This is a genomic window from Rhodoferax sp. SPJ4 (genome assembly GCF_058216275.1).
In genome coordinates this window covers 502,794-527,872 of the sequence record NZ_JBYZMN010000001.1, presented here as the reverse complement: position 1 = coordinate 527,872, position 25,079 = coordinate 502,794, and the positions used below count along the sequence as shown (strand labels likewise).

Below are 25,079 nucleotides of genomic sequence, written 5' to 3'. Positions count from 1 at the left end.
ATCACCCAAGGAGCCGCCATGAAAACCACCCCTGCCCTGCTGTCCCGCCGCCGGCTGTTGCTGGCCGCCAGCCTCGCCCCCTGGGCTGCCGCCCAGGCCAACCCCGCCAAGCTGCCACCGGTACAGGTCTGGAAAGACCCGGACTGCGACTGCTGCAAGGGCTGGGTCGCCCATCTGCAAGCGCATGGCTTCGTGGTCACCGTGCACAACACCGGCAACGCCCAGGCCCAGCAGCGGCTGGGCATTCCACCGGCGCTGCGCGGTTGCCACACGGCCGAGGTGGCGGGCTACGCCATCGAAGGCCATGTGCCGGCCCGCGAGCTGCTGCGCCTGCTGCACGAAAAGCCCGAGGCGCTGGGCCTGGCCGTGCCCGGCATGCCGATGGGTTCGCCCGGCATGGACGGGCCGGCCTACGGTGGCCGCACCCAGCCCTACCAGGTGGTGCTGATGCGCCGCGGCGCCGCGCCCACCGTGTACCAGAACTACCCCGCTTGAAAGGATGACCATGACCCCACACCATCGCTTCTGGGGCCGGCGCGCCCTGGCCGCCTGTGCCCTGGGCCTGTCGCTGTGCGCCAGTGCCCAAACGCCAGGCCCGCTGGTGGACGCCGAGGTGCGCAAGGTCAACCCGGCGACGCAGAAGATCACGCTGCGCCACGGCGAGATTCCCAACCTGCAGATGCCGGGCATGACCATGGTCTTCCAGGCGCCCGACGCCGACCTGAAGGCCTTCAAGCCGGGCGACAAGGTGCGCTTCCGCGCCGAGAGCGCCGGCGGTGGTGCGCTGGTGGCGCGCGACCTCCAGCCGGCCGGGAAATGAGGGTCGGCGCCGGCGTTCAGGCCGGCGGGTAACCGGCCTCGGCCAGGGCCTCGGTGAGCGCCTCGGCCGGCGCGCTGCTGCTCACCCGCACGCTGTGCTGGGCCAGGTCGATCACCACCTCGGCCTGGGGGTCGACCTGTTTCAGCGCCTGGGTCACGGCGCCCACGCAGTGGCCACAGCTCATGTCGGGCAGTTTGAATTCAAGCATGGGAAGGTTCCGCAAAAAGTGAAGGACCACCCCACTCTAAACCCTGCCACGGTGGCAAGGTCAAAGCGGCGAAACTGTATCGCCCTGGCTTGACCAGGGTCATGTCGGGTGGCGCTTGACCTTGCCATCATGGCAAGCTTCACACTGACCGCCATGACATCCATTGCCCTGCCCCAAGAAGTCTCGCTCAGCATCACCGGCATGACCTGCGCGTCCTGCGCGACCCGGGTCGAAAAAGCCCTGAAGCGGGTGCCCGGTGTGGCCTCGGCCGAGATCAACCTGGCCACCGAAACCGCCCATGTGGTGTGGTCGCCGGGCACCATTGAGGACGGCCAGACGGAGGCCCTCACCGCCGCCGTGGTGAAGGCCGGTTACGGCGCCACCCCCATCGCACCGGAGGCGCCCGCCCCGGCCCCGGCCGAGTCCCCCACGCCCTGGCCGGTGGTCTGGGCCGCGGCCCTGTCGTTGCCGCTTTCATTGCCCATGCTGGGCCTGTTGTTTGGCACCGACTGGATGCTGCCGGCGGCCTGGCAATGGGCGCTGGCCACCCCCGTGCAGTTCTGGCTGGGCGCGCGTTTCTACAAGGCGGCCTGGGCCGCGCTGCGGGCCGGCGCCGGCAACATGGACCTGCTGGTGGCGCTGGGCACCAGCGCGGCCTATGGCCTGAGCGTCTACCTGCTGCTGCGCCATGGCTTGGGCAGCGGCCACCACCTGTACTTCGAGGCTTCGGCGGTGGTGATCACGCTGGTGCTGCTGGGCAAATGGCTGGAGCAGCGGGCCAAGCGCCAGACCACCGAAGCCATCCGCGCGCTCAATGCCTTGCGCCCCGAGCTGGCGACCGTGCGCCGCGACGGCCAGGACCTGACCCTGCCCATCGCCGAGGTGCGGGTGGGCGACCTGGTGGTGGTCAAGCCGGGTGAACGGCTGGCGGTGGACGGCCGGGTGCAGGAGGGCCGCAGCACGGTGGACGAGTCGCTGATCACCGGCGAGAGCCTGCCGGTGGCCAAACAGGTGGGCGACCACGTGACCGCCGGCGCGGTCAACGCCGAAGGCTTGCTGCTGGTGCACACCACCGCCGTGGGGGCCGAGTCCACGCTGGCCCGCATGGTGCGGCTGGTGGAATCGGCCCAGGCCCACAAGGCGCCGGTGCAGCGGCTGGTGGACCAGGTCAGCGCGGTCTTTGTGCCGGTGGTGGTGGGCCTGGCCGTGCTCACGCTGCTGGGCTGGGGCCTGGCCCGCGGCGACTGGGAACAGGCCTTGCTGAACGCGGTGGCGGTGCTGGTGATCGCCTGCCCCTGTGCGCTGGGGCTGGCCACGCCGGCAGCCATCATGGTCGGCACCGGCGTGGCGGCGCGCCACGGCATCCTGATCAAGGACCCCGAGGCGCTGGAGGTGGCGCACCGCATCCGTGTGGTGGCCTTCGACAAGACCGGCACCCTCACGGTGGGCCGGCCCACGCTGGTGGCCTGCGAGGCGGTGGACGGCGATGGGCCCGCCCTGCTGGATGCCAGCGCCGCCATCCAGGCCGGCAGCGAACACCCGCTGGCCCGTGCGGTGCTGGACGCCTTGCCCGCCGGCACCCGGCCCGCCGCCGCCAGCGAGCTGCAGGCGGTGGCCGGCCGTGGCATGTCGGCCGTTGTGGCCGGCCGGGCGCTGCGGCTGGGCAGTGCGCTCTACATGCAGGAGCTGGGCGTGGACCTGGGCGCCCTGCAGGCCAGTGGCGAGGCGCTGGCCGCCCAGGGCCGCACCGTGTCCTGGCTGGCCGATGTCACCGACCGCCCGCAACTGCGCGGCCTGCTGGCCTTTGGCGACGAGGTCAAACCCAGCGCCGCGGCGGCGGTGCGGCGCCTGCGTGCATTGGGCATCCACACCGTTCTGGTGACCGGCGACAACCCCGGCAGCGGCGGCGCGGTGGGCCGGCAGCTGGGCCTGGACAGCGTGCGCGCCCAGGTGCTGCCGGAGCACAAGGCCCGCATCGTGGCCGAGCTGCGCGCCACCCACGGCCCGGTGGCCATGGTGGGCGACGGCATCAACGACGCACCGGCGCTGGCCGCGGCCGACGTGGGCCTGGCCATGGCCACCGGCACCGACGTGGCCATGCACGCCGCCGGCATCACGCTGATGCGCGGCGACCCGGCCCTGGTGGCCGACGCGCTGGACATCTCGCGCCGCACCTACGCCAAGATCCGGCAAAACCTGTTCTGGGCCTTTGTCTACAACCTGGTGGGCATTCCGCTGGCCGCCTTCGGCCTGCTCAACCCGGTGCTGGCCGGCGCGGCGATGGCGCTGAGCAGCGTCAGTGTGTTGTCGAACGCGCTGCTGCTGCGGCGCTGGCAAGGCGGTGCGGCATGAACGCCCCGGCCCCCTTCACCATCGGCCAGGCGGCCAGCCAGGCCGGTGTGTCGGCCAAGATGGTGCGGCATTACGAGGCCCTGGGCCTGCTGCCGGCCGTGGCCCGCACCCAGGCCGGCTACCGGCTTTATGCCGAGCGCGATGTGCATGTGCTGCGCTTCATCCGCCGCGCGCGCGACCTGGGGTTTGGCATGGCCGAGATCGCGCAGCTGCTGGCCCTGTGGCACGACCGCCAGCGCGCCAGTGCCGACGTGCGCCGCATCGCCCAGCAGCATGTGGCCGACCTCGACCGTCGGCTGGCCGAACTGCAGGCCATGCGCGACACGCTGCAACACCTGGTGGGCTGCTGCCGCGGCAATGACCGGCCCGACTGCCCCATCCTTGACCAGCTGGGACCAGCTGGCGCCGACCCGGGGTTGGCGAAAAAAACGCGACGCCACTGAGCCCTTGGCCCAGCGGCGGCCATGCTAAGGTGCCGGCCATGCCCAAAACCCTGAGATACACCCTGGTGGCCGTGCGCGAGCTGCTGGTCTCGGCCGGCCCGCTGGTGCTGCTGGCCATCGGCCTGCTCGTGATGGCCTACTGGTGGCTCAACCCCAACCCGCCCACCACCGTCACGCTGGCCACCGGCCCGGCGCAAAGCGCCTACGACGAGTTCGGCAAACGCTACGCCAAGGCGCTGTCGGCCTACGGCATCACGGTCAAGCTGCTGCCCAGCCAGGGCTCGTCGGACAACCTGGAACTGCTGCGCAGCGGCCAGGCCGACCTGGGCTTTGTGCAAGGCGGCACCAGCGAGCGCAAGCCCGACGACGAGGAAGACCTGGAATCGTTGGGCAGCCTGTTCGTCGAGCCGCTGTGGCTGTTCTACCGCGCAGGCGCCGGACCGCTGGTGCGCAGCGAAGGGGGTGGCCAGACCCACAAGCCGCTCACCGCGCTGGCCCAGCTGAAAGGCCTGCGGGTCAATGTGGGCGGCGATGGCAGCGGCGTGCCGGCCTTGCTGGCCAAGCTGCTGGAAGCCAACAAGGTGGAGGTGGGCGCGCTCAGGCTCTCCCACCTGGAGCTGACGCCGGCGGTGAGCGCGCTGCTGGCCGGCCAGATGGACGCGGTGGTGATGGCCTCGGCCCCCGAATCGCTGATGGTGCAGCTGCTGCTGCAAACGCCGGGCATCAAGCTGATGGATTTTCCGCAGGCCGAGGCCTATGCGCGCCGCTTTGCCTTTCTGACACCGGCGCTGCTGCCGCGCGGCGTGGTGGACCTGGCCGGCGATGTGCCGCCGCAGAACCTGCGGCTGGTGGCCCCCACCACCGCGCTGCTGACCCGCAGCGACACCCACCCGGCGCTGGTGCAGCTGTTCTCGCAAACCGCGCAGTCGCTGCACAGCAGCGCCGGCTGGTTCAACAAGGCGCGGCAATTCCCCAACCTCGACAACACCGAGTTGCCGGTGGCCAAACAGGCCGAACGCACCATCAAGAACGGGCCGCCGCTGATGCAGCGCTACCTGCCGTTCTGGCTGGCCAACCTGATCGACCGGATGTGGCTGGCCATGGGCGTGATCCTGGCGCTGCTGCTGCCGCTGAGCCGGGTGGTGCCGCCGCTGTACGCGTTCCGCATCCGCTCGCGCATCTTCCGCTGGTACGCGCAGCTGCGCGACATCGAAGACCGGCTGGCCCACCACGAGGCCGACCCGGCCGCGCTGGCCGAGGAATTGGACAAACTGGACGCGGTGGCCGGCAAGATCGCCGTGCCACTGTCTTACGCCGACGAGTTGTACGCGCTGCGCAGCAACATCCAGCTGGTGCGCCGGCGGCTGCCCGAGCGCCAGTCCGCGGTGGCCTGACGCTCCGATTGAGGCGCTTTACTTCAGCGACTTGAAACGCACGCGGTGCGGCTTGGCGCCTTCTTCGCCCAGGCGTTTCTTCTTGTCGGCTTCGTACTCCTGGTAGTTGCCGTTGAAGAAGGTCCACTGGCTGTCGCCTTCCGCCGCCAGGATGTGGGTGGCAATGCGGTCGAGGAACCAGCGGTCATGGCTGATGACCATCACCGAGCCGGCAAACTCCAGCAGCGCGTCTTCCAGCGCGCGCAGGGTTTCCACGTCGAGGTCGTTCGACGGTTCATCGAGCATCAGCACGTTGCCACCGGCAATCAGCGTCTTGGCCAGGTGCAAGCGGCCACGCTCACCGCCCGACAGCATGCCGACTTTTTTCTGCTGGTCGCCGCCGTTGAAGTTGAAACGGCCGCAGTAGGCGCGGCTGGCCATGGTGAACTTGCCCACGGTCAGCATGTCCAGCCCACCGGAGACGTCTTCCCACACGGTTTTTTCGTTGGCCAGTTCGTCGCGGTGCTGGTCCACAAAAGCCATCTTGACCGTGGAGCCGATCACCACCTCGCCGCTGTCGGGCGTCTCGCGGCCGGCGATCAGCTTGAACAGCGTCGATTTACCGGCACCGTTGGGGCCGATGATGCCGACGATGGCGCCGGCCGGAATCGCAAAGCTCAGGTTGTCGATCAGCAGGCGGTCACCAAAAGACTTGCTGACGTTGTGGAACTCGATCACCTGGGTGCCCAGGCGCTCGGCCACCGGGATGAAGATTTCCTGGGTTTCATTGCGCTTCTGGTATTCGAAGTCGCTCAGCTCCTCGAAGCGGGCCAGCCGGGCCTTGCTCTTGGCCTGGCGCGCCTTGGGGTTCTGGCGTGACCATTCCAGTTCCTTCTTCAGCGCCTTGGCGCGGGCTTCTTCGCCCTTTTGTTCGCCTTCCAGGCGGGCCTGCTTCTGGGTCAGCCAGTCGCTGTAGTTGCCCTTGTAGGGAATGCCGGAGCCGCGGTCGAGTTCCAGAATCCATTCGGCGGCGTTGTCGAGGAAGTAGCGGTCGTGGGTGATGGCCACCACGGTGCCGGGGTAGCGCTGCAGGAACTGCTCCAGCCAGTCCACCGATTCGGCGTCCAAGTGGTTGGTGGGCTCATCGAGCAGCAGCATGTCGGGCTTGGACAGCAGCAGCCGGCACAGCGCCACGCGGCGCTTTTCACCGCCGGACAGCACGCCGATGTTGGCGTCCCAGGGTGGCAGGCGCAGCGCGTCGGCGGCAATTTCCAGCTGGTGCTCGGAGTCGGTGCCGGCCGTGGCAATGATGGCCTCCAGCTCGGCCTGCTCGGCGGCCAGGGCGTCAAAGTCGGCGCCTTCCTCACCGTAGGCCACATACACCTCTTCCAGCCGGGCGCGGGCGGCGTAGACCTTTTCCATGGCCGACTCCAGGCTCTCGCGCACCGTCTGGGTCGGGTCGAGCTGGGGTTCCTGCGGCAAATAGCCAATGTTCAGGCCGGCCATGGGGATGGCTTCGCCCTCGATTTCCTTGTCCACACCGGCCATGATCTTCAGCAACGTGGACTTGCCCGAGCCGTTGGTGCCCAGCACGCCGATCTTGGCACCGGGGAAAAAGCTCAGGGAAATGTCTTTCAGGATGTGGCGCTTGGGCGGCACGATCTTGCCGACGCGGTTCATGGAAAAGACGTACTGGGCCATGGGAATCACTTTCTCTACACAAGGGGGCGCGGGCCGCCGCAGGCTGCGGGGCAAACAGGGGCGAGCCGGGCTCGGACCCGGGGGTCCGGCAGGCTCGCTCTGGCGCGGGAATGCCCGATTATCGTGCCTCGCGGGGCCGGCTTCCCGATGGCCTTGCGTGCAGCTTGTCACACCCTGTCACCTTGGCCTCAGGCACGGGGCGGCGCAACGTGCGACAATTCAGTCTGTGCAGGCATCAGTGACCCGCACATCAGCATCTTGCTGGGGCTGCGCCACCGACCCATCGGTGAGGCGTGACTTCTCTCCCCGAAGAGCCCACCCTGAAACCGACCGGCCTTTGACTGACACGGTGTCCCCACCCTGACAGGCCGGTTCCAGGCGTCCGAGACGGGCGCTCCTCCATGACCTTTGATGAACTGAATTTGGCCCCGGCCATTGTGAAAGCCGTGCGCGAGCAAGGCTACGAAACCCCCACCCCCATCCAAGCCCAGGCCATCCCCTCGGTGCTGGAAGGCCGCGACCTGCTGGGCGGCGCCCAGACCGGCACCGGCAAAACGGCGGCTTTCATGCTGCCCATCCTGCAGATCCTGTCGGTCAACGCCGCGGTCAAGAACAAGTTTGGCGGCACCGGCATCCGTGCCCTGGTGCTGACCCCCACCCGTGAACTGGCCGCCCAGGTCGAGGAATCGGCCCGCGAATACGGCAAGTACCTGACGCTCAAGTCCACCGTGATCTTCGGCGGCGTGGGCATGAACCCGCAAATCAGCAAGCTCAAGAGCGGTGTCGACATCCTGGTCGCCACCCCCGGCCGCCTGCTCGATCTGGCCCAGCAAGGCATGCTGGACCTGTCCACCGTGGAAGTGCTGGTGCTCGACGAAGCCGACCGCATGCTGGACATGGGCTTCATCCACGACGTGAAAAAGGTGCTGGCCCTGGTGCCCAAGAACAAGCAAAGCCTGCTGTTCTCGGCCACCTTCAGCGACGAGATCCGTGACCTGGCCGCCGGCCTGCTGCACGACCCGCTGCACATCCAGGTCACGCCGCGCAACACCACGGTGCAGCGCATCACCCAGGTGATCCACCCGGTCGGCCGCGCCAAGAAAAAGGCCTTGCTGGCCCACATCATCAAGGAACACAACTGGAGCCAGGTGCTGGTGTTCACCCGCACCAAGTTCGGCGCCAACAACGTGGCCGAGTTCCTGGAAAAGAACGGCATCACCGCGATGGCGCTGCACGGCAACAAGAGCCAGGGTGCCCGCACCCAGGCGCTGGCCGGCTTCAAGAGCGGTGACGTGCGCGCCCTGGTGGCCACCGACATCGCCGCCCGCGGCATCGACATCGACGAGCTGCCGCACGTGGTGAACTACGAGATCCCCAACGTCTCGGAAGACTACGTGCACCGCATCGGCCGCACCGGCCGTGCTGGCAACAGCGGCGAAGCCGTCAACCTGGTGTGCCTGGACGAAGAAGGCTTCATGCAGGACATCGAGCGCTTCACCAAGCAGCAGATTCCCGTGCAGATGATCGACGGCTTCGGCCCCGACGCTGGCGAAAAGGCCGAGCCGCTGGCCATGGGCCGCCAGACCATTTGGGGTGGTGCCGGCAAGCCGCCCAGCCGCGACGTGATGCAGGCCGCCGCCAAGGCCGCCCGCACCGAGATGCTGCAGCGGGTGCGTGAAAACAAGGCCAGCCAGGGTGGTGGCGGTGGCCGCGCCGGTGGCGGCGGCGGCGGTGGCCGTGCCCCCGCACCGCGTGCGCCGCAAGGCCAGCGCCCAGCGCAAGGCCAGCCCCGTTCGGGCGCCGGTCGCTCAGCCCATGGCGGCGGCGGTGGCTACGGTGGTGGCGGCGGCAACGGCGGTGGCCAGCAGCCACGCGGTTTCCGTGACGAGAACCAGCCGCCGCGCAACCCCAATGCCCACGCCAACCCCTATGACGCCGGCACCAACCAGGGCCCGGCCCGCCAGCCCGACCCGCTGCGCACCAGCATCGACAGCATGGCCGAACGCGGCCGCCGCGGCGGTGGTGGTGGCGGTGGCCGTCGCAGCGGCGGCGGTGGTGGCTTTGGCCCGCGTGGCCCGGGCAACTCCACCCGCAGCTTCGGCCGTTGAGGCCCCCGGGTCTGTGCGCAGACCCGGAAATGACAAAGCCACCCTCGGGTGGCTTTTTTCATGGGCGCCGCGGCCGGCCTGTCAGTAGCGTTCCTTGCGGCCGGTGAACATGGCTTTCACCAGCCGGGTGCGTTCCAGCCGGCCCATGACGATGGCCGACAAGGCGTGTATCCCGGCCAGCGCGATCAGTGTGCCGGCCAGCAGCTCGTGCAGCTCCTGCAGCCATTCGTCGCCAAAAAAAGCGTCCAGCGACTGCATCCAGCCGGTCAGGCCCAGGCCCAGCACCAGGGCCATCAGCGCCAGCATCATCAGCGCGCCCAGCGGGTTGTGGCCGGCATGAAAGGGGTGGCGGCCGGCCCGCAGGTCGCGCAGGTGGTCCATCACCCGGCGCGGCGTGGGCCAGAAGCTGGCAAAACGCACATGGGGCGGGCCGATGACACCCCACACCACCCGCGCGCCCACCAGCGCCGAGGCCAGGTAGCCCAGCCACTGGTGGATGTCTTCGCCGTCGTCGAGCACAAAGTAATTGACCACGATGGTGGCCACCAGCGCCCAGTGGAACAGGCGCACAAAACGGTCCCAGACCGGCACGGCCTGCAGCGGGATGGGTGTGCTCATGGGCAGTGTGGCGTCGGCAGCGGCCGGCCGGGGTGAGGGGCGACGCAGACCCGGACATATTTCATGGTTTTCCTCACAACAACAAACAAGGGGTCAACAAGGCGTGGGCGGTGCCGTCAACCCCATTACACCAAGCCCGGCTGAACCGACGCTGAACCGCCGCCGATGGGCCGTTGGGATCGCACCGAATGTCACCACAGAGACAGGCCACAAGACACAAGACTTTTGGCCTATCAAGTTCTCCGTCCAGCGGCCGTAAAACTCTGCAAAGGCGGATTGTCCGCCCGGTTGCACAACGGGGGCCCGTGGCAACCGACCGACCCAACTGAAGCAGAAGGGCCTATGACCAGCGCGATGCAGGACCACCACGATGCCAAGCGGGCGCGCATTCTGGTGATTGACGACGAACCCGCCAACCTGAAGCTGCTGCAGATGATTCTGCGGGCCGACGGTTATGGCCAGGTGGGTCTGTTGCAGGACCCGCGCGAGGCGGTGCAGCGCTACCTGACGATGCAACCCGACCTGATCCTGCTCGACCTGAACATGCCGCACGCCGACGGCTTCGAGGTGATGCGGCAGATCATGGCGCTGAAGGACCCGATGCGTCCGCCCATCGTGATCCTCACCGCCCAATGCAGCGAAGAACTGATGCTGCGCGCGCTGCAGTCCGGCGCCACCGATTTCCTGAACAAACCCTTCAACCGCCGCGAGCTGCTGGCCCGGGTGCACAACATCCTGATGGCCCATCTGGCCCACCAGCTGCTGCAAAGCAACAACCAGGACCTGCTGCGGGTGGTGCAGCAGCGCAACGACGAGGTGCAAAACCTGCGGGTGGAAATGTTCCACCGGCTGGGCCGTGCCTCCGAGCTGCGCGACAACGAGACCGGTCAGCATGTGCTGCGCATGAGCCATGTCTCGGCGCTGCTGGCCGGCCATGTCGGCTGGAACGACGACGCCTGCGACCTGATCCTCAAAGCCAGCCCGATGCACGACATCGGCAAAATCGGCATTCCCGACGAGGTGCTTCTCAAGCCCGGCCCGCTGACGCCGCCGGAGTGGGAAATCATGAAAACCCACGCAGCGATTGGTGCCGACATCCTGTCCGGCTCGGGCAACCCGCTGCTGGAAATGGCCAGCGACATCGCGCTCTCGCACCACGAAAAATGGGATGGCAGCGGCTACCCGCGCAAGCTGGCCGGCTACGACATTCCCGAAGCGGCCCGCATCGTGGCGATCGCCGATGTGTTTGACGCACTCACCTCCGAGCGGCCCTACAAGAAAGCCTGGACGGTGCCCGATGCGGTGCAGTTCATGTCCGGCCAGGCCGGCAAACATTTCGACCCCCACCTGATGGAAGGGTTTCTCGACCTGGTGCCTCAGGTGGAGCAAATCCGCGCCCGCTTCGCCGACCTCCACCACGTGATCGCGGCCTGAGCCGCCCCCCGCCATGACTTCCTGGTTCCACCCCTGGGCCGCCGCTTTCGTGCTGGCCCCCACCGTCACCGCCGGCCATGCCGCGCCGCCCGCCGCCCCTGCCGCCGTGGCCACGCTGAAAAAAGTGCAGGCCGCCGGCGAGCTGCGGGTCTGCATCTGGCCGGCCTACTACGGCGTGACCTTTCGCGACCCCCGCACCCAGCAGCTGGTGGGCATCGACGTCGACCTGTCCCAGGCCTTCGCCAAGGACCTGGGCGTCAAGCTGACCTATGTCGACTCGTCCTTCCCCACGCTGGTGGCCGACCTGCTGGGCGAGCGTTGCGACGTGGCCATGTTCGCGGTGGGCGTGTTGCCGCAGCGGGCCGAGCACCTGAAATTCTCCCAGCCCTATTTGCAGAGCGACATCTACGGTGTGACCACCCGCAGCAACCGCGCCATCCGCGGCTGGGATGACATCGACCAGCCGGGCGTCAAGGTGGCGGTGCAGGCCGGCACCTTCATGGAGCCGGTGATGGCCGAGAGCCTGAAGCGGGCCCAGATGGTCACCATCAAGCCGCCGCAAACCCGTGAGCAGGAACTGGAGGCCGGCCGGGTGGATGTCTTCATGACCGATTACCCCTACAGCCGCCGCCTGCTCGACAACGCCGACTGGGCCCGCCTGGTGGCCCCGGCCAAACCCTTCCATGTGCTGCCCTACGCCTACGCGGTGAAGCCTGGCGACGAGGCCTGGCTGGCCAAGGTCAACGAGTTCGTCGTCCGCATCCAGCGCGATGGCCGGCTGCAGCGCGCCGCCGAACGCAACGGCCTGACGGCCATCATGGTGCCCAAATAGGCTACCGACTCGACGCCCAGACCCAGGCCGCCATCGCCCGCAACCGGTTGCCGGTGTGGCTGGGACGCCGGGGCGTGCTCGCCGTCGGCGGCGGGCTGGCGCTGGCGGTGCTGGTGCTGGCCGCCAGCTTTTTATGGCATGAACAGCGGGACCGGCAGGCCAACGAGCTGCAGTACACGCAGATGCTCACCCGGCTGCTGGAAGACCACGCCAACCGCACCTTCAACACCGTCGACGTGACGCTGGCCGCGGTGGCCGAAACCGTGCCCACACTGGAAGGCGGCAGCGACGCGCGCAAACTTGGCGCGCTGCTGCTGCAGGCCCAGCAAGGCCTGCCGGCGCTGCGCAGCCTGTCGCTGATGGACCGCCAGGGCCGGGTGCTGGCCAGCTCGGTGGCCGACAACCTGGGCGCGGTGGTGTCGGCCAACCAGGTGCCGCTGCCGACGGCCGGGGCAACCGACCGGCTGGGCGGCCTGGTGATGGGGCGCGACCTCTATGACGCCAAAGCCGCCAACCAGGCCTCGCCGCGCAGCTTCATCCCGCTGGTGCGGTCGGTGCACGACCATGCGGGCAACAACGCTTTTCTGGTGGCGGTGCTCAACCCCGACTACTTCGCCAACGAACACCAGCTGATCCTGGCCGACGACAGCCGCAGCGCCGCGCTGCTGAGCCTGCAGGGCCGGCTGCTCAGCGCCACCGACAACATCGACCTGCCGCTGGGCCATTCGGCCGCCGAGCACCCCTTCTTCCGCGACCAGCTGCCGGCCCATGAACGCGGCAGCCTGATCGGCCCCGGCATCGACGGGCGGCCAGCGGTGGCGGCCTATCGCACGCTGCGCCAGCGGCCGGTGGTGGTGGTGGTGCAGAGCAAGCACGCCGAGGTTGTTGCCGCACTGAACGAGCAGGCCCAGTGGGTGGGCATGGCCTGCGCGGTGGCGCTGGCGCTGATCGCGGCGATGACCACCGGGGCCTGGCGCAACTTGCGCAGCCACGAGGGCATGCAGCGGGTGCTGGAGTCCACCAGCGAGCAGGCGCTGGTCAGCGAACGCAACCTGCGGGTGATGGTGGAAAGCGTGCAGGAGCTGATCTTTCGCACCGACGCCGACGGCCGCATCAGCTTCGTCAATGAGCGCTGGCAGCCCTTCTTCGGCCGCCCGACCACCGACGCGCTGGGCCAGCACCTGACCGACTTCTGCCAGCCTGCCGACCGCGACCGGGTGGCCCGGCTGTTCCAGCCCGACCACCATCCCGACCTGCACGCGGTGCTGGTGCAGGTCAGCCTGCCCGGCGGCGGCCAGCGGGCGCTGGAGCTGTCGGTGGCGCCGGTGCGCGGCGACAACCAGGCGCTGCTGGGCTTTGCCGGCTGTGCGATGGACGTGACCGACCGCCAGATCGCCCGCAACAAGCTGGAATGGCAGCTGCAGTTCACCGCCCGGCTGCTGGAAGTCAACCCCACACCGATGTTTGTCAAGGACGCCCAGGGCCGCTACGTGATGGTCAACGCGGCCTGGCTGGCCATGGTGGGCCTGACCAAGCAGCAGGTGATTGGCCAGACCCCGGAAAGCCTGTACACCCAGCACACCGAGATGCCCCCACAGCGCGCCGAGCTGCACCGCCAGCAAGACCGGCGGCTGATGCAGTCCGACGAGGCGGTGCGCTACGAGTACCAGATCAACATGCCGGGCCGGCCCCCACGCGACACCGTCATCACCAAGGTGCGGCTGGTCTACGCCGACGGCACCCTGGCCGGCATCGTCGGCAGCATGATGGACGTGACCGAGTTCCGCGAAGCCGAGCGCAGCATCCGCCGCGGCAAGGAGGCAGCCGAACGGGCCAACCGCCTGCAGTCGGAGTTCATCGCCCACATCAGCCACGAGCTGCGCACCCCGCTGCAAGCCATCATCGGGTTCTCCGACCTGGGCGCCGAGTTCGCCGCCGACCAGGCCGACGTGAAGGAAATGTTCGACGACATCCATGGCGGCGGCCAGCGCATGCTGGCACTGGTCAACGACCTGCTGGACCTGGCCAAGGCCGAAGCCGAGGCCACCACCATGGACCTGCAGCCGCGCGACCTGGCCGAGCTGGTCAGCGAGGTGGCGCGCGAACTGCGGCCACTGGCCCAGCCCCGCCGGCTCAGCATCGCCTGGACCGCGCCGCCGCCGCCGCTGCCCACGCGGGCCGACAACCTGCGCCTGCAGCAGGTGGTGCGCAACGTGCTGGCCAATGCCATGCGCTACGCACCCGATGGCAGCACTATCGAGCTGCAGGGCCATGTGCGCGACAGCGACACCCTCGAGGTGTCGGTGCGCGACCATGGCCTGGGCATCCCCGAGGCCGATCTGGACGCCATCTTCGAGCCCTTTGTGCAGTCCAGCGCCACCGCCGGTGAGGCCGGCGGCACCGGCCTGGGCCTGACCATCTGCCGCCGCATCATGGCCGCCCATGGCGGCAGCATCACCGCCGACAACGCACCCGACGGCGGCGCGGTGTTCCGCCTGCAGCTGCCGGCCAGACCCGCAGCGCTGGGGCTGGACACCGCCGCCCGGCCCGCCGCCTTGGCCACCGCGCTGGCCTGAGCGGGCCCGATGGCGGCCGGCTTGGGTAAGCCCGGATAGCCCTGGCCCGGGGCGCCGGCTAAGGTGGCGGCCATGCCTGTTCCGCTTGCCCGTCCCACGCTGGTGGTCACCGCCCTGCTGGCCCTGGCCGGTCCCGCCCAGGCCGGCCTGCAGGTGGGCTGCGACATCGCCCAGGGCGGCGAGACCTGGCAGCTGACATTTGCACCTACGGCCACGCCTTACGAGGCGGCGCCGGTCGACATCCATGGCCTGTTCCGCTTCAAGGCGGTGGTGCTGGGCACGGCCGAGGTGATTGAGCATGTGACGCTGTCCAGCCAGTACCTTCAAGGCACCCTGCCCGTGCCGCTGCACCAGTCCACCCACGTCAAGCCCCGGCTGCCCGCCGGCGCCAGCCGCTTGCCGCTGGGCGGCCGACAGGTGGTTTATTCGCCCCGGTTGGGCCGCGAGATGGCTTACGAATGCGCACTGACCGAGGCCACACCGTGAAGCGGCTGGTGTGGGGGTTGCTGGCCAGCGCCTGGCTGAGCGCCCACGCGGCCGCACCGGAAGCCTTGCCGGTGGTGTCCATGGTTTTTGTCGGCGACGTGATGCTGGACGACCGCCCGGGCCGGCTGGTGCGGCGCGGCCAGGACCCGCTGGCTCCGTTCGCCAAGTCGCTGGCTGGCGCCGACATCCGCATCGCCAACCTCGAATGTGTGGTGGCCACCACCGGCCGCGCCGAGCCGGGCAAGCCCTACACCTTCCGTGCCCACCCACGGGTGCTGGGCCCGCTGAAACGCCACTTCGACGCGGTGTCGCTGGCCAACAACCACTCGGGGGATTTCGGGCCGCAGGCCTTTGCCCAGATGCTGGGCCTGCTCGAGCAAAAGGGCCTGGCCTATTTCGGCGGCGGCCGTACCCTGGCCGAGGCCCACCGCCCGCTGGTCATCGAACGCAATGGCCTGCGCATCGCGCTCCTGGGCTACAACGAGTTTTTTCCGCGCAGCTTCGAGGCCGATCACGACAAGCCCGGCATTGCCTGGAGCGACGACGAGCAGGTGTTGTGGGACATCCGCGAGGCGCGGCGCACCCACAAGGCCGACCTGGTGATCCCGTTCATGCACTGGGGCGTGGAACACGAGCCGCTGGCCAACGCCCGCCAGCGCCGGCTGGCCCGCTTGATGATCGAGGCCGGGGCCGACGCGGTGGTGGGCGGCCACCCGCATGTGGTGCAGGACACCGAAACCCACCAGGGCAAACCCATTTTCTACAGCCTGGGCAATTTCGTCTTTGACGGCTTTTCCGACGCCGACAACAACACCGGCTGGCTGCTGCGTCTGGAACTGAACCGCCAGGGTGTGAGCGGCTGGGCCATCGAGCGGGCCCGCATCGACCCGCAAGGTGTGCCCCACCCGGCTGGCCCCGGGCCACGCTCTGTCGGTCGCTGAGGCCAGGCCTCAGGCCGGCACAAAGTCCACAAAGCCGCGCTCCACCGAGGTCGACACCAGGCGCAGCCGCAGCTGCTGGCCCACCCTCAGGTCAGCGCCCTCCTCGGTCAAACGGCCCTCGGCCGGCGGGTCGAAGATGCGCACCCAGGCGCCGCGGTCGGTCAGGCCGGTGACAATGCCGTCGAAACGTTCGCCAATGCGCGGGTGCAGCAGCAGCGCCGCCTCCGACTTGCGCACCTGGCGCTCGACCTTGCGCACCGCGTCTTCCTGCACCGTGCAATGGGCGGCCAGGGCCTCGAGCTCGCGCACCGAATAAGGCAGGGGCACACCGGCCAGCGCGGCCTTGACCAGCCGCAGCGTCAGCAGGTCGGGGAAACGCCGGTTGGGCGCGGTGGAATGCATGTAGGCCTGGGCCGCCAGGCCGAAGTGGCCGATGGGCGGCCCCTTGGCCCGCTCGACCACGTACTCGCCCGAGCCCATCAGCTTGACGATGACCAGCGACAAATCCGGAAAACGCAGCGGATCGGCCCTGTGCTGCCGCGCCAGAAATGCCTCCAGTGCCCGGCCGTCGGGCTGGGGCGGCAGCGTGCAACCGTATCGGCTGGCCACCGCCACGATGCGCTGCCAGCGCTCCGGTGAACGCACCACCCGGCGCAGCGACACGCCGGCGTGTTCGCTCAGAAAGCGGGCGCAGCAGCCGTTGGTGGCAATCATCAACTCCTCGATCAGCTGGCGGGCCCGGTTGTGCACTTGCTGGGCAATGCCGGTGATGCGTTCGCCGTCGAAAAAGGCGCGCGGCTGGAAGGTCTCGAACTCCAGCGCGCCCCGGGTGCGCCGCAGCGCCCGCAGCTGCTGGGCCAGCGCGTCCTGCACCCGCAGTTGGCCGGCCAACGCTGGCACCGCCGCCGCGGACTCGGGCAGCTCGGCCTGGCCGTCCAGCCAGGCGGCCACCGCGTCGTAGGCCAGCTGGGCCTGGCTGCGCACCAGGGCGCGGTAAATCAGCGAGGCCTGCAACACGCCGTCGGCGGCAAAGTCCATCTGCGTCACCAGGGCCAGCCGGTCCTGGTGGGGATTGAGCGAGGTCAGGTCGGTGCACAGCCGTTCGGGCAGCATCAGAAACACCCGGGCCGAGGTGTAGACCGCGGTGGTGTTGTGCCGGGCGTGCACATCGATCGGCGAGTCTTTCGCCACCAGCGCGTCCACATCGGCCACCGCCACCAGCATGCGCACGCCGCCGTGCGGCAAAGGCGCGCTGACCGTGAGCTGGTCGAGGTCACGCGAGTCGTCGTTGTCGATGGAGCACCAGGGCAGCCGGGTCAGGTCGCGGATGGCGGGGTCGGTGTCGCGGGCCGGGCCGCCGATGCCGGCCAGCTGCGCCAGCACCGCATGCGAGAACTCCGGTTGCAGGCCGCGGCTGAACATCGCCCAGGTGGCGATGGTGGCAAGGTCACTGCGGTGTTTGGCCAGTCCACGTCCCATGGTGAGGTCTCGGCTGCTTGTGCGGTCCACCCATTCTGCGCTTCGCTCGCGCGCCGTGCGCCGGTCTCAGCCGGCCGACGCCAGCCGCGCCAGCGCCTCGTCGATCAAGGCATGCAAGGCCACCACCTGGTCGGCGCCGAGCCGGGCATTCAAGGCCAGCTGGGCGGCTTTCCAGCGGCGCTGCCCCTCGGCCCGCTTGGCCTGGCCGGCTTCGGTGGCCCACACCACCCGGCTGCGGCCGTCCACCCCCGGCCCCACCGCCAGCCAGCCGGCGGCCACCAGCGGCTGCAGGTTGCGCGACAAGGTGGACGGGGTGAGCTTCATCGCCGCCGCCAGGTCGGCCGGCCGTTGCGGCCCGCCCAGCACCAGGTGCGACAGCAGCGAATACTGCGTGCCCTTGAGGCCGCAGGGCGCCATCTCGGCGTCGTAATGCTGGGCCACCCGGCGCATCAGCTGGCGCAGTTTCAGGTTGGTGCAACCCCGCGGCTGGGCCGCGCCGGCGGGCGGTAGAAGGGTCGACACGTGGGTGACAGGCATGGCAATTTAATTGTACCTACAATTGTTGCAGATGCAATTGATTGATCACCCCGGAGCCCCCATGAACCACCCCACCCCCTCCCCCGCCGAAATCCAAGCCCAATGGGAGGCCGAGCTGGCCGCCGCGCAGTCCCGCATGCAGGCCGGCGGCGGCAAGGCCGGCCTGGCCACGCCCGACATGCTGGTGGGCAAAACCGGGCTGGAACAGATGCAGGCCATGCTGGATGGCCGCTCGCCCTACCCCCACATCGCCGACACGCTGGACTTCATGCTGGTGGAGGTCAGCCATGGCCGGGCGGTGTTCCAGGGCCGGCCGCAGCTCAAGCACTACAACCCGCTGGGCACGGTGCATGGCGGCTGGTACGCCACGCTGCTGGATTCGGCGCTGGGCTGCGCGGTGCACAGCAGCCTGCCGGTGGGCCGGGCCTACACCACCGCCGAGCTGGGGGTGAACATCGTGCGCGCCGCCTCGCACCAGACCGGGCCGCTGCGGGCCATTGGCACGGTGCTGCACAGCGGCAAACAGCTGGCCACCGCCGAGGCCCGCATCGTCGGCGCCGACGGCAAGCTCTATGCCCATGCCACCACCACCTGTTTGGTGTTTGAGTGGGCGCCGCGCTGAGCCACAATCTGCGCCATGCGACTCCTACACACCATGCTGCGCGTGGGCAACCTCCAGCGCTCGATTGACTTCTACACCCAGGTGCTGGGCATGACATTGCTGCGCACCTCCGAAAACCCGCAGTACAAGTACACGCTGGCCTTTGTCGGCTATGGCCACAACCCCGAGCATGCCGAGTTGGAGCTCACCTTCAACTGGGGGGTGGAGCAGTACGAGCTGGGCACGGCCTACGGCCACATCGCGCTGGGTGTGCCCGACGCCTACGCCGCGGTGGACAAGATCAAGGCCGCCGGTGGCAACGTCACCCGCGAAGCCGGCCCGGTGGCCGGCGGCAGCACGGTGATCGCCTTCGTGACCGACCCCGACGGCTACAAGATCGAGCTGATCCAGCGCGCCGAGGGTGAGGCCGGCAAGGGCCTGCGCTGAGCCCCCACCGGCCTCGCGCCCGATTCGGGCGCACCCCGCCCCGCCCGGCTGACGCGTTCTGACAACAAAAGCGCAAGCTGGCCGGCCAAATCGGTGCAGTTCGCGTCATCGGATGCGGCGATTTCGGCGTTAATCAGCTTGTGAGCGCCCTGCCCATCTCCGCCCCCCACGCTGCACCCCCGGTGCTGCGCGACCCCCGGCCGCTGCTGGCCCAGACGGTTCGCGAATGGGGCGAGGCCGACGACTTCTGGGTCTTTGGCTACGCCTCGCTGATCTGGCGGCCCGAGTTCGACTGTACCGAGCGCCGCCCGGCCAAGGTCCATGGCTGGCATCGGGCGCTGAAGATGTGGAGCCGGCTCAACCGCGGCTCCCCCGAATGCCCGGGCCTGGTGTTTGCCATGTTGTCTGGCGGCAGCTGCCAGGGCGTGGCGCTGCGGGTGCCTCGCCATGAGGGCCATGCGGTGCTGCAAAAACTCTGGGAGCGCGAGATGGTCACCGGCGTCTACGACCCGCGCTGGCTGCGTTGCCACACCCCCGCCGGCACTGTGCGTGGCCTGGCGTTCACGCTGTCACGCCGCAGCCCCAGCTTCACCGGCGAACTCAGCGAGCATGAATACCGCCGGGTGTTCTCCGGTGCCCGTGGCCGCTTCGGCACCACGCTGGACTACGCCCGCCAGACCCACGAGTGCCTGGGCCGCCACGGCATTGCCGACCCCATGCTGGGCCGGCTGCTGCGGCTGGCACCCCACAACTGACCCCCTCCGCCTCCGCCTGGCCTCAGCGCTGGCGCGCCTGCCACAGCGCCTCGGCCGCCTGCAAAGCATCCACGGTGTCGATGTCGGTCACGGTGCCCTCATCGTCCACCGCGATGCGCGCCGCCGGGTGGGCCTGCAGGATGGAGGCCGCGCCCTCGGGACCGCTGAGTCCCATCAAGGCCGGGCCGCAGGCCGCCGAGAATCCCACCGGGTGGCCACGCTGGCCCTGGTGAATCGGCACCACCACGGTGTGGTTGGCCAGCTCCAGCGCCAGCTCGCGCAAGGTGGCGCCGCGGATCAGCGGCAAATCGCCCGGCAGGATCAACCAGCCCGGCGACTGGGCGGTGGCCCGCACCGCCGCGGCAATCGAGTCGCCCATGCCGGGGTGGCCTTTGTCTTCCAGGTGCCAGGGCAGGCCGCTGGCCTTGACCGCGTCCAGCGTGTGCTCCAGCACCGGTTTGCCGCCCAGCAGCGCCTTGAGTTTGTAGACCTGGCCGCCCGAGGCGGTGAAGCGTTCGCCCTTGCCCGAGGCCAGCACCACCACCGTGGGCAGCTTGGGCGCGCGGCTCATGGCTTGCCCTCTGATCCGACCACCAGGCCGTGTTTGGCCATCACCAGCTCGGCCATGATGGCCAGCGCCATTTCCGACGGCGTGCGGCCGCCCAGCTTCAGGCCGGCCGGGCCGCGCACCCGGCTGAACTGCTCGGCCGTGCGGCCATAGCGTTCGGCCAGGCGCTGCTGGCGCATTTCCTGGTTGCGTTTGGAGCCCAGCGCGCCGATGTAGAAGGCCGGGGTGTCCAGCGCGGCGTGCAGGCCGGGGTCGTCCAGCGCCGGTTCGTGGCTGACCGCCACCACCGCGGTGTGGGCGTCGGGCCGGGCGGCACGCACCGCCTCACCCGGGTCGCCGTCCAGCCGCTGCACACCGGGCCGGTCGCGCTCAGGGCCGTGACCGGGCCGCGGGTCGACCATGGCCACCTCAAAATCCAGCGCCAGCGCCAGCCCGGCCACCGCCTGGCCCAGCTCGCTGGCGCCCACCAGCAGCACCCGCCAGGGCGGGCCGAAACGCCGCACCAGCTGGCGGCCGTCAAAAGCCAGCTTCTCGCCGGCGGCCTGGTCGTCGGGCAAATCGATCAGGCTGACCTGGCCGGTGGCCAGCGTCAGCTTGCGGGCCACCCGGCGGTGGTCATGGGTGCGGGCCAGCAGTTCCTGCACCCAGGTGGTGTCGGTGATGGGTTCGCGCACCAGGCGCAGGTTGCCGCCGCAGGGCAGGCCTTGTTCCTCGGCCTCCTGCTGGGTCAGTGCGTGCACCACCTCGGCCGGCAGGTCGCTGGGCGGGGCCAGCTGCAGCGCGGCGCGGGCACGGGCAATCAGGTCGTCTTCCAGCCCCAGGCCGGAGCCGCTGAACTGGCCGTCGCCGCGAAACGCCAGCAGGCCGCCCGCGGGGCGGGGCGAGGTGCCCCAGGTTTCCAGCAAGGTCACCAGGGTCGCCGCGTGGCCGGCCTGTTTCCAGGCGAGCAGGTCGGACAGCACCCGCAGGTCGATGTTTTCCATGGCGCTTTATACCGCACGCCCAGGGCCGCCCCAGGCCGGGCAGGCGACCGGGGCGCTGCCTATACTTGCCCGCATGACCCTGCCCAGCCCGATTGCCGACCTCCGCAAAAGCTACGAAAAAGCCGAACTCGACGAGGCCGCCTCGGCCGCCGACCCGTTGCAGCAGTTCGAGCGCTGGCTGGGCGAAGCCTTGCGCGCCGAGCTGCCCGAACCCAACGCGATGACGGTGGCCACCGTGGGCCCGGACCTGCGGCCCAGCACCCGGGTGGTGCTGATCAAGGGCGTGGATGCGCGGGGCATCGTCTGGTACACCAACTACGCCAGCCGCAAGGGCCAGGAACTGGCTGGCAACCCCTATGCCGCGCTGCAGTTCCATTGGGTGGAGCTGGAGCGGGTGGTGCGCATCGAGGGCCGGGTGGAGCAGGTCAGCGCCGAAGAAAGCGACACCTATTTCCACAGCCGGCCGCTGGACTCGCGCATCGGCGCCTGGGCCAGCCCGCAAAGCCAGGTGATTGCCGGCCGCGGCACGCTGGTGGCCAACGCCGCCAAATACGCCGCGCAGTTCCTGCTACAGCCGCCCCGCCCGCCGCACTGGGGTGGCTACCGGCTGGTGCCCGACCGCTGGGAGTTCTGGCAAGGCCGGCCCAGCCGCTTGCACGACCGGCTCTGCTACCGGCCCGACGGCCAGGGCGGCTGGCAACGCGAGCGCCTGGCGCCCTGAAGCACCGTCAGACGGCCGGCGCCCACAGCGTCAGCGCCGTCATCACCGCCGACAAGGTCAGCAGCCCCAGCAGGCTGGACACCGCCACGCTGGCCGTCACCAGCTCCTCGGCCACCTGGTAGCGCTGCGAAAATAAAAACACATTGGCGCCAATCGGCAGCGAGGCCGCCAGCACCATCACCAGCAGCGACAGGCCGGAGAGCTGCAGCGCCCAGCCCAGCCCCACCACCAGCAGCGGGTGCACCAGGTTCTTGGCCAGCGCCAGGGTGAGCGCGCCACGCCAGTGCACCCCCACCGCGGTGCGGGCCAGCGTGATGCCCACCAGCACCAGGGCCAGCGGGGTGAAGGCATTGCCCAGCAGCTGCAGGGGCTTGTCGATCACGCCGGGCAGGCCCCAGCCGGTCTGGGCGAACAGCAGCCCGGCCAGGATGGGCAGCGGCACCGGGTGCAGCACGGTGTTGCGGGCGGCCTGGGCCACCGTGGCCAGCAGCTGGCCGGGGCGCTGGCCCTGCCCACCGCCGGCCTCGCGGGCCACCGCCAGCTCCAGCACCGCGGTAGAGAGTGTCAACAGCACCAGCGCGTGCACCGACACCAGCGTGAACAGAATCACCAGCCCGGCCTCGCCGTAGGCCAGGCCCACCAGCGGCACGCCAATCATCAGCGTGTTGCTGAAGGTGGCGGCCAGCGCCAGCACCGCGGCGCGGCGGTTCAGGCCCTGGGTAGCGAGCACCGTGGCAAAAATCAGCCCGGCGGCCACAAAGTACACACCCACCGGCCGGAAATCGAGCTGCTGCACCTGCACCCCGGCCATGGTGCGGAACAGCAGCGACGGCGTCAGCACCAAAAACACCAGGTTGGACAGGTCTTTCACCGCCTCGGGCCGGATCCAACGGGCCCGGCCGGCGATGAAGCCGATGGCGATCAGCACGACCACGGGCATCAGCGCGGCCACAACGGGATGGTTCATGCCCTGATGTTAGTGGGCCGCCCTGCCCCCTGCTTCAGAAACTGGCCTGCACACCCGCCGTCAGCCCCCGCCCCGGCAGCGGCGCCTTGCCTGGCGCGGTCTGCGTCAGGATGGAACTGGCGCTGTAGGCCAGGCGGTCGGTGGCGTTGTCCAGCCGGGCAAACCAGGTCAGGTGGCTCGTCCCCAGGCGGGCCTTGTAGGTCAGTGCGGCCTGCACCAGCGTGTAGCCCGCGGTGGGCAGCTCGCCGCTGGGCACCCGGGTTTGCGCCGCCGCGCGGGTGGCAGCCAGGCGCCAGCCCCAGGGGCCGCTGGCATAGACCAGGGCCGCGCCCAGCCGGACCGGTGCGATGCGCGGCAGCGGCTCGCCGGTGTCGGTCTGGGTGGCGCGCACCAGGTCGCCACTGAGTTCCAGGTCCAGCGTGGCGGGGCTTTGCAGCAGCCTCACAGTGCCGCTGGCCTCCAGCCCATGAAAGCGCGCGGGCACGCCCTGGTAGCGGTACTCGGGCAAGGCCTCGGGGTCGGCCGGGTTCAGCGTGCCGTCGGCGCCGCGGCTGTTGCCAGTGGCCTGCAGCGCAATGAAGTTGCGGAAGCGGTTCACAAAGGCGTTCAGGCCAAAGCGGTGGGCGCCAGATTTCCAGGCCACGCCCACGTCGAGGTTGGTGGACTTTTCCACCCCCAGCGCGCTGCTGCCCTGCTCGTAGGCACCGGTGGCCACATGCGGGCCGTTGGCAAACAGCTCGTAGTCGCGCGGCGCACGCTCGGTGGACGCGAGGTTGGCCGTCAGGTCCCAGCCGGGGCTGAGCTTGACCAGCCCGCCCAGCGCCAGGCTGCGCGGCGCAAAGCCCCGGCTGCCCAGCTCGAAGCGCGCCACGTCGGGGTTGCCCAGCGAGGTGACGCGCACCGCCTCCACCCGGCCACCCAGGCTCAGCTTGCCCCAGGCGGTGGCCAGCTCCTGGTGGGTGAACAGCGCGCGCTGCCGGGTAGTGGAAAACGGCGCAAAGGCCTCTTCGCCGTTGGCGCCAAAGCGGTTGTTTTCGGTCTGCAGGCCCCACACGCCGTCGAGCGCGCCCCTGCGGGTTTGCCGGGCCTCCAGCCGCAGGTCGTTGCCGCGGTTGGTGAACAGCGTGCCGGGGTCGGGGCCGTCGAACTCGGTGTGGCGGTAGTCGGTGTGGCTGGCCTGCAGCTTGACCGACTGGAACGGCCCACCCAGGCCACGCCGCTCGCCTTCGAGCGCGGTGCGTTGGCTCTTGAGTCGGATGCTCACGTTGTCCTCGGCCACCGTGCCGTAATGGCTGCTGTAGCCGCTGGTAGACAGGCCCAGGTGGCCGCGGTCGAACAGCAGCGTGCCGCCCAGCGCCAGGCCCTCGCTGTCGCTGGCCGAGTTGCAGATGCGACGGGCCAGGCCGGGTGCGCCGGGCCGGCTGCAGGCCAGGTCCAGCGGCACCCGGGTGTCGGCCGTGTGGCGCTGGAAGGCGTCGACATGCAGGTTGAAGCGGTCGGTACCGGTTTCGAGCAAGGCGCTGGTGCCGCGCTCGCTGGCCGCGCCGCCGGCCCGCAGCTCGGCCCGGCCGCTGACGCCGCCCTCAGGGCCGAACAGCGGCTCACCGTTGATGCGGTGGTCGATCAGGTTGACCACGCCGCCCACCGCGCTGCCGCCGTACAGCAGCGCGCCGGGGCCACGCAGCACCTCCACGCCCTCCACCACCAGCGGGTCCACCGGCACCGCGTGGTCAAAGCTCAGACCGGAGGCGTCCAGGCTGGCGCCGCTGTTTTGCAGCACGCGGATGCGGTCGCCGTCCAGGCCACGCACGATGGGCCGGCTGGCGTTGGGGCCAAAGTAGCTGCTGGAGACACCGGGCAGGCCGTCCAGGGTTTCGCCCAGCGTGGACTTTTGCTTCAGCAGCAAGGCCTCGCCCGACAAGCGGGTGGTGGGTGCGGTGGATTGCTCGCTGCCCAGCGGGTTGCCGGTGACGGTGACTTCTTTCAGGCTGGCATCGGCCTGCTGGGCCCCGGCGGGCGCGCTGAGGCCGGCGCAAAACGCCGAGCACAAGGCCACGCCCAGGGCGGGGCGGGAAAAGGTTTTGTTCATGAACACTCCGTTGAACCAAAAGCAAGAGACGGGCGCCCCA

24 protein-coding genes are annotated in these 25,079 nt (G+C 69.6%); 15 read left to right on the top strand and 9 right to left on the bottom strand.

Annotation, left to right across the window (positions count from 1 at the left end; genetic code table 11):
• The first annotated feature begins 18 nt into the window (after window positions 1-18).
• Window positions 19-495: a DUF411 domain-containing protein gene (locus AC4BAR_RS02615; protein WP_490626256.1), complete on the top strand. Its 477-nt coding sequence runs from the start codon at window positions 19-21 to the stop codon at window positions 493-495.
• Window positions 496-505: 10 nt separating this feature from the next.
• A complete protein-coding gene (locus tag AC4BAR_RS02610) occupies window positions 506-820 on the top strand; it encodes a copper-binding protein (RefSeq protein ID WP_490626255.1) in 315 nt (104 codons plus the stop codon).
• A gap of 16 nt (window positions 821-836) precedes the next feature.
• On the opposite strand, the gene AC4BAR_RS02605 is transcribed toward AC4BAR_RS02610, so the two are convergent.
• Complete coding sequence (locus AC4BAR_RS02605; protein WP_490626254.1) at window positions 837-1,028, bottom strand: heavy-metal-associated domain-containing protein; 192 nt, start codon at window positions 1,026-1,028, stop codon at window positions 837-839.
• Window positions 1,029-1,181: 153 nt separating this feature from the next.
• Here AC4BAR_RS02605 and AC4BAR_RS02600 point away from each other — a divergent pair, with 153 nt between their 5' ends.
• The 3 genes from AC4BAR_RS02600 to AC4BAR_RS02590 are packed head-to-tail and all read left to right on the top strand — an operon-like array spanning window position 1,182 to window position 5,217.
• Entirely contained in the window at window positions 1,182-3,380 is a 2,199-nt protein-coding gene (locus AC4BAR_RS02600) for a heavy metal translocating P-type ATPase (RefSeq protein ID WP_490626253.1), read from the top strand.
• Window positions 3,377-3,823, top strand: a complete 447-nt coding sequence (gene cueR, locus AC4BAR_RS02595; protein WP_490626252.1) for a Cu(I)-responsive transcriptional regulator — start codon at window positions 3,377-3,379, stop codon at window positions 3,821-3,823. Before AC4BAR_RS02600 ends, cueR begins: the two co-directional genes overlap by 4 nt.
• Window positions 3,824-3,861: 38 nt before the next feature.
• On the top strand, window positions 3,862-5,217 hold the full coding sequence (locus tag AC4BAR_RS02590; protein ID WP_490626251.1) for a TAXI family TRAP transporter solute-binding subunit: 1,356 nt from the start codon (window positions 3,862-3,864) through the stop codon (window positions 5,215-5,217).
• A gap of 18 nt (window positions 5,218-5,235) precedes the next feature.
• On the opposite strand, the gene ettA is transcribed toward AC4BAR_RS02590, so the two are convergent.
• Complete coding sequence (ettA, locus tag AC4BAR_RS02585) at window positions 5,236-6,897, bottom strand: energy-dependent translational throttle protein EttA (RefSeq protein ID WP_490626250.1); 1,662 nt, start codon at window positions 6,895-6,897, stop codon at window positions 5,236-5,238.
• Between the two features lie 401 nt (window positions 6,898-7,298).
• On the opposite strand from ettA, the gene AC4BAR_RS02580 reads away from it, so the two are divergent.
• Window positions 7,299-9,005, top strand: coding sequence for a DEAD/DEAH box helicase (locus AC4BAR_RS02580; RefSeq protein WP_490626249.1), 1,707 nt, complete (start codon window positions 7,299-7,301; stop codon window positions 9,003-9,005).
• Between the two features lie 81 nt (window positions 9,006-9,086).
• On the opposite strand, the gene AC4BAR_RS02575 is transcribed toward AC4BAR_RS02580, so the two are convergent.
• On the bottom strand, window positions 9,087-9,623 hold the full coding sequence (locus AC4BAR_RS02575; protein ID WP_490626248.1) for a cytochrome b/b6 domain-containing protein: 537 nt from the start codon (window positions 9,621-9,623) through the stop codon (window positions 9,087-9,089).
• A 342-nt stretch (window positions 9,624-9,965) separates the two neighbouring features.
• Here AC4BAR_RS02575 and AC4BAR_RS02570 point away from each other — a divergent pair, with 342 nt between their 5' ends.
• From AC4BAR_RS02570 to AC4BAR_RS02550, 5 genes are all read left to right on the top strand, one after another.
• On the top strand, window positions 9,966-11,057 hold the full coding sequence (locus AC4BAR_RS02570; protein ID WP_490626247.1) for an HD-GYP domain-containing protein: 1,092 nt from the start codon (window positions 9,966-9,968) through the stop codon (window positions 11,055-11,057).
• A 13-nt stretch (window positions 11,058-11,070) separates the two neighbouring features.
• Complete coding sequence (locus tag AC4BAR_RS02565; protein ID WP_490626246.1) at window positions 11,071-11,889, top strand: ABC transporter substrate-binding protein; 819 nt, start codon at window positions 11,071-11,073, stop codon at window positions 11,887-11,889.
• Window positions 11,890-11,963: 74 nt separating this feature from the next.
• A complete protein-coding gene (locus tag AC4BAR_RS02560; protein ID WP_490626245.1) occupies window positions 11,964-14,465 on the top strand; it encodes a sensor histidine kinase in 2,502 nt (833 codons plus the stop codon).
• A 72-nt stretch (window positions 14,466-14,537) separates the two neighbouring features.
• Window positions 14,538-14,951 carry a hypothetical protein gene (locus AC4BAR_RS02555; protein ID WP_490626244.1) on the top strand — a complete coding sequence of 138 codons (414 nt, stop codon included), beginning with the start codon at window positions 14,538-14,540 and terminating at the stop codon, window positions 14,949-14,951.
• Entirely contained in the window at window positions 14,948-15,892 is a 945-nt protein-coding gene (locus AC4BAR_RS02550) for a CapA family protein (RefSeq protein ID WP_490626243.1), read from the top strand. The genes AC4BAR_RS02555 and AC4BAR_RS02550 overlap by 4 nt, the downstream gene beginning before the upstream one ends.
• Window positions 15,893-15,901: 9 nt before the next feature.
• Here AC4BAR_RS02550 and AC4BAR_RS02545 read toward each other — a convergent pair whose 3' ends face one another.
• Entirely contained in the window at window positions 15,902-17,371 is a 1,470-nt protein-coding gene (locus tag AC4BAR_RS02545; protein WP_490626242.1) for an RNB domain-containing ribonuclease, read from the bottom strand.
• Between the two features lie 66 nt (window positions 17,372-17,437).
• Window positions 17,438-17,908, bottom strand: coding sequence for a MarR family winged helix-turn-helix transcriptional regulator (locus AC4BAR_RS02540; RefSeq protein ID WP_490626241.1), 471 nt, complete (start codon window positions 17,906-17,908; stop codon window positions 17,438-17,440).
• Between the two features lie 61 nt (window positions 17,909-17,969).
• On the opposite strand from AC4BAR_RS02540, the gene AC4BAR_RS02535 reads away from it, so the two are divergent.
• The 3 genes from AC4BAR_RS02535 to AC4BAR_RS02525 all read left to right on the top strand — a co-directional run bounded on the left by AC4BAR_RS02535 (window position 17,970) and on the right by AC4BAR_RS02525 (window position 19,711).
• Window positions 17,970-18,530 (top strand): PaaI family thioesterase, encoded by a 561-nt coding sequence (locus tag AC4BAR_RS02535; RefSeq protein ID WP_490626240.1) that lies wholly within the window; start codon window positions 17,970-17,972, stop codon window positions 18,528-18,530.
• A gap of 15 nt (window positions 18,531-18,545) precedes the next feature.
• Window positions 18,546-18,956: a lactoylglutathione lyase gene (gloA, locus tag AC4BAR_RS02530; protein WP_490626239.1), complete on the top strand. Its 411-nt coding sequence runs from the start codon at window positions 18,546-18,548 to the stop codon at window positions 18,954-18,956.
• Between the two features lie 140 nt (window positions 18,957-19,096).
• On the top strand, window positions 19,097-19,711 hold the full coding sequence (locus tag AC4BAR_RS02525; RefSeq protein WP_490626238.1) for a gamma-glutamylcyclotransferase: 615 nt from the start codon (window positions 19,097-19,099) through the stop codon (window positions 19,709-19,711).
• 22 nt (window positions 19,712-19,733) lie between these two features.
• Here AC4BAR_RS02525 and AC4BAR_RS02520 read toward each other — a convergent pair whose 3' ends face one another.
• Together AC4BAR_RS02520 and AC4BAR_RS02515 are read right to left on the bottom strand one after the other, a co-directional pair.
• Window positions 19,734-20,282, bottom strand: a complete 549-nt coding sequence (locus AC4BAR_RS02520) for a nucleotidyltransferase family protein (RefSeq protein WP_490626237.1) — start codon at window positions 20,280-20,282, stop codon at window positions 19,734-19,736.
• Window positions 20,279-21,262: an XdhC family protein gene (locus AC4BAR_RS02515; RefSeq protein ID WP_490626236.1), complete on the bottom strand. Its 984-nt coding sequence runs from the start codon at window positions 21,260-21,262 to the stop codon at window positions 20,279-20,281. The genes AC4BAR_RS02520 and AC4BAR_RS02515 overlap by 4 nt, the downstream gene beginning before the upstream one ends.
• Window positions 21,263-21,335: 73 nt before the next feature.
• On the opposite strand from AC4BAR_RS02515, the gene pdxH reads away from it, so the two are divergent.
• Complete coding sequence (gene pdxH, locus AC4BAR_RS02510) at window positions 21,336-21,983, top strand: pyridoxamine 5'-phosphate oxidase (protein WP_490626235.1); 648 nt, start codon at window positions 21,336-21,338, stop codon at window positions 21,981-21,983.
• Between the two features lie 7 nt (window positions 21,984-21,990).
• Here the strand turns inward: pdxH and AC4BAR_RS02505 are convergent, their stop codons facing one another.
• Complete coding sequence (locus AC4BAR_RS02505) at window positions 21,991-22,950, bottom strand: AEC family transporter (protein ID WP_490626234.1); 960 nt, start codon at window positions 22,948-22,950, stop codon at window positions 21,991-21,993.
• A gap of 34 nt (window positions 22,951-22,984) precedes the next feature.
• Window positions 22,985-25,039, bottom strand: a complete 2,055-nt coding sequence (locus tag AC4BAR_RS02500) for a TonB-dependent receptor (protein ID WP_490626233.1) — start codon at window positions 25,037-25,039, stop codon at window positions 22,985-22,987.
• Between the last annotated feature and the right edge of the window lie 40 nt (window positions 25,040-25,079).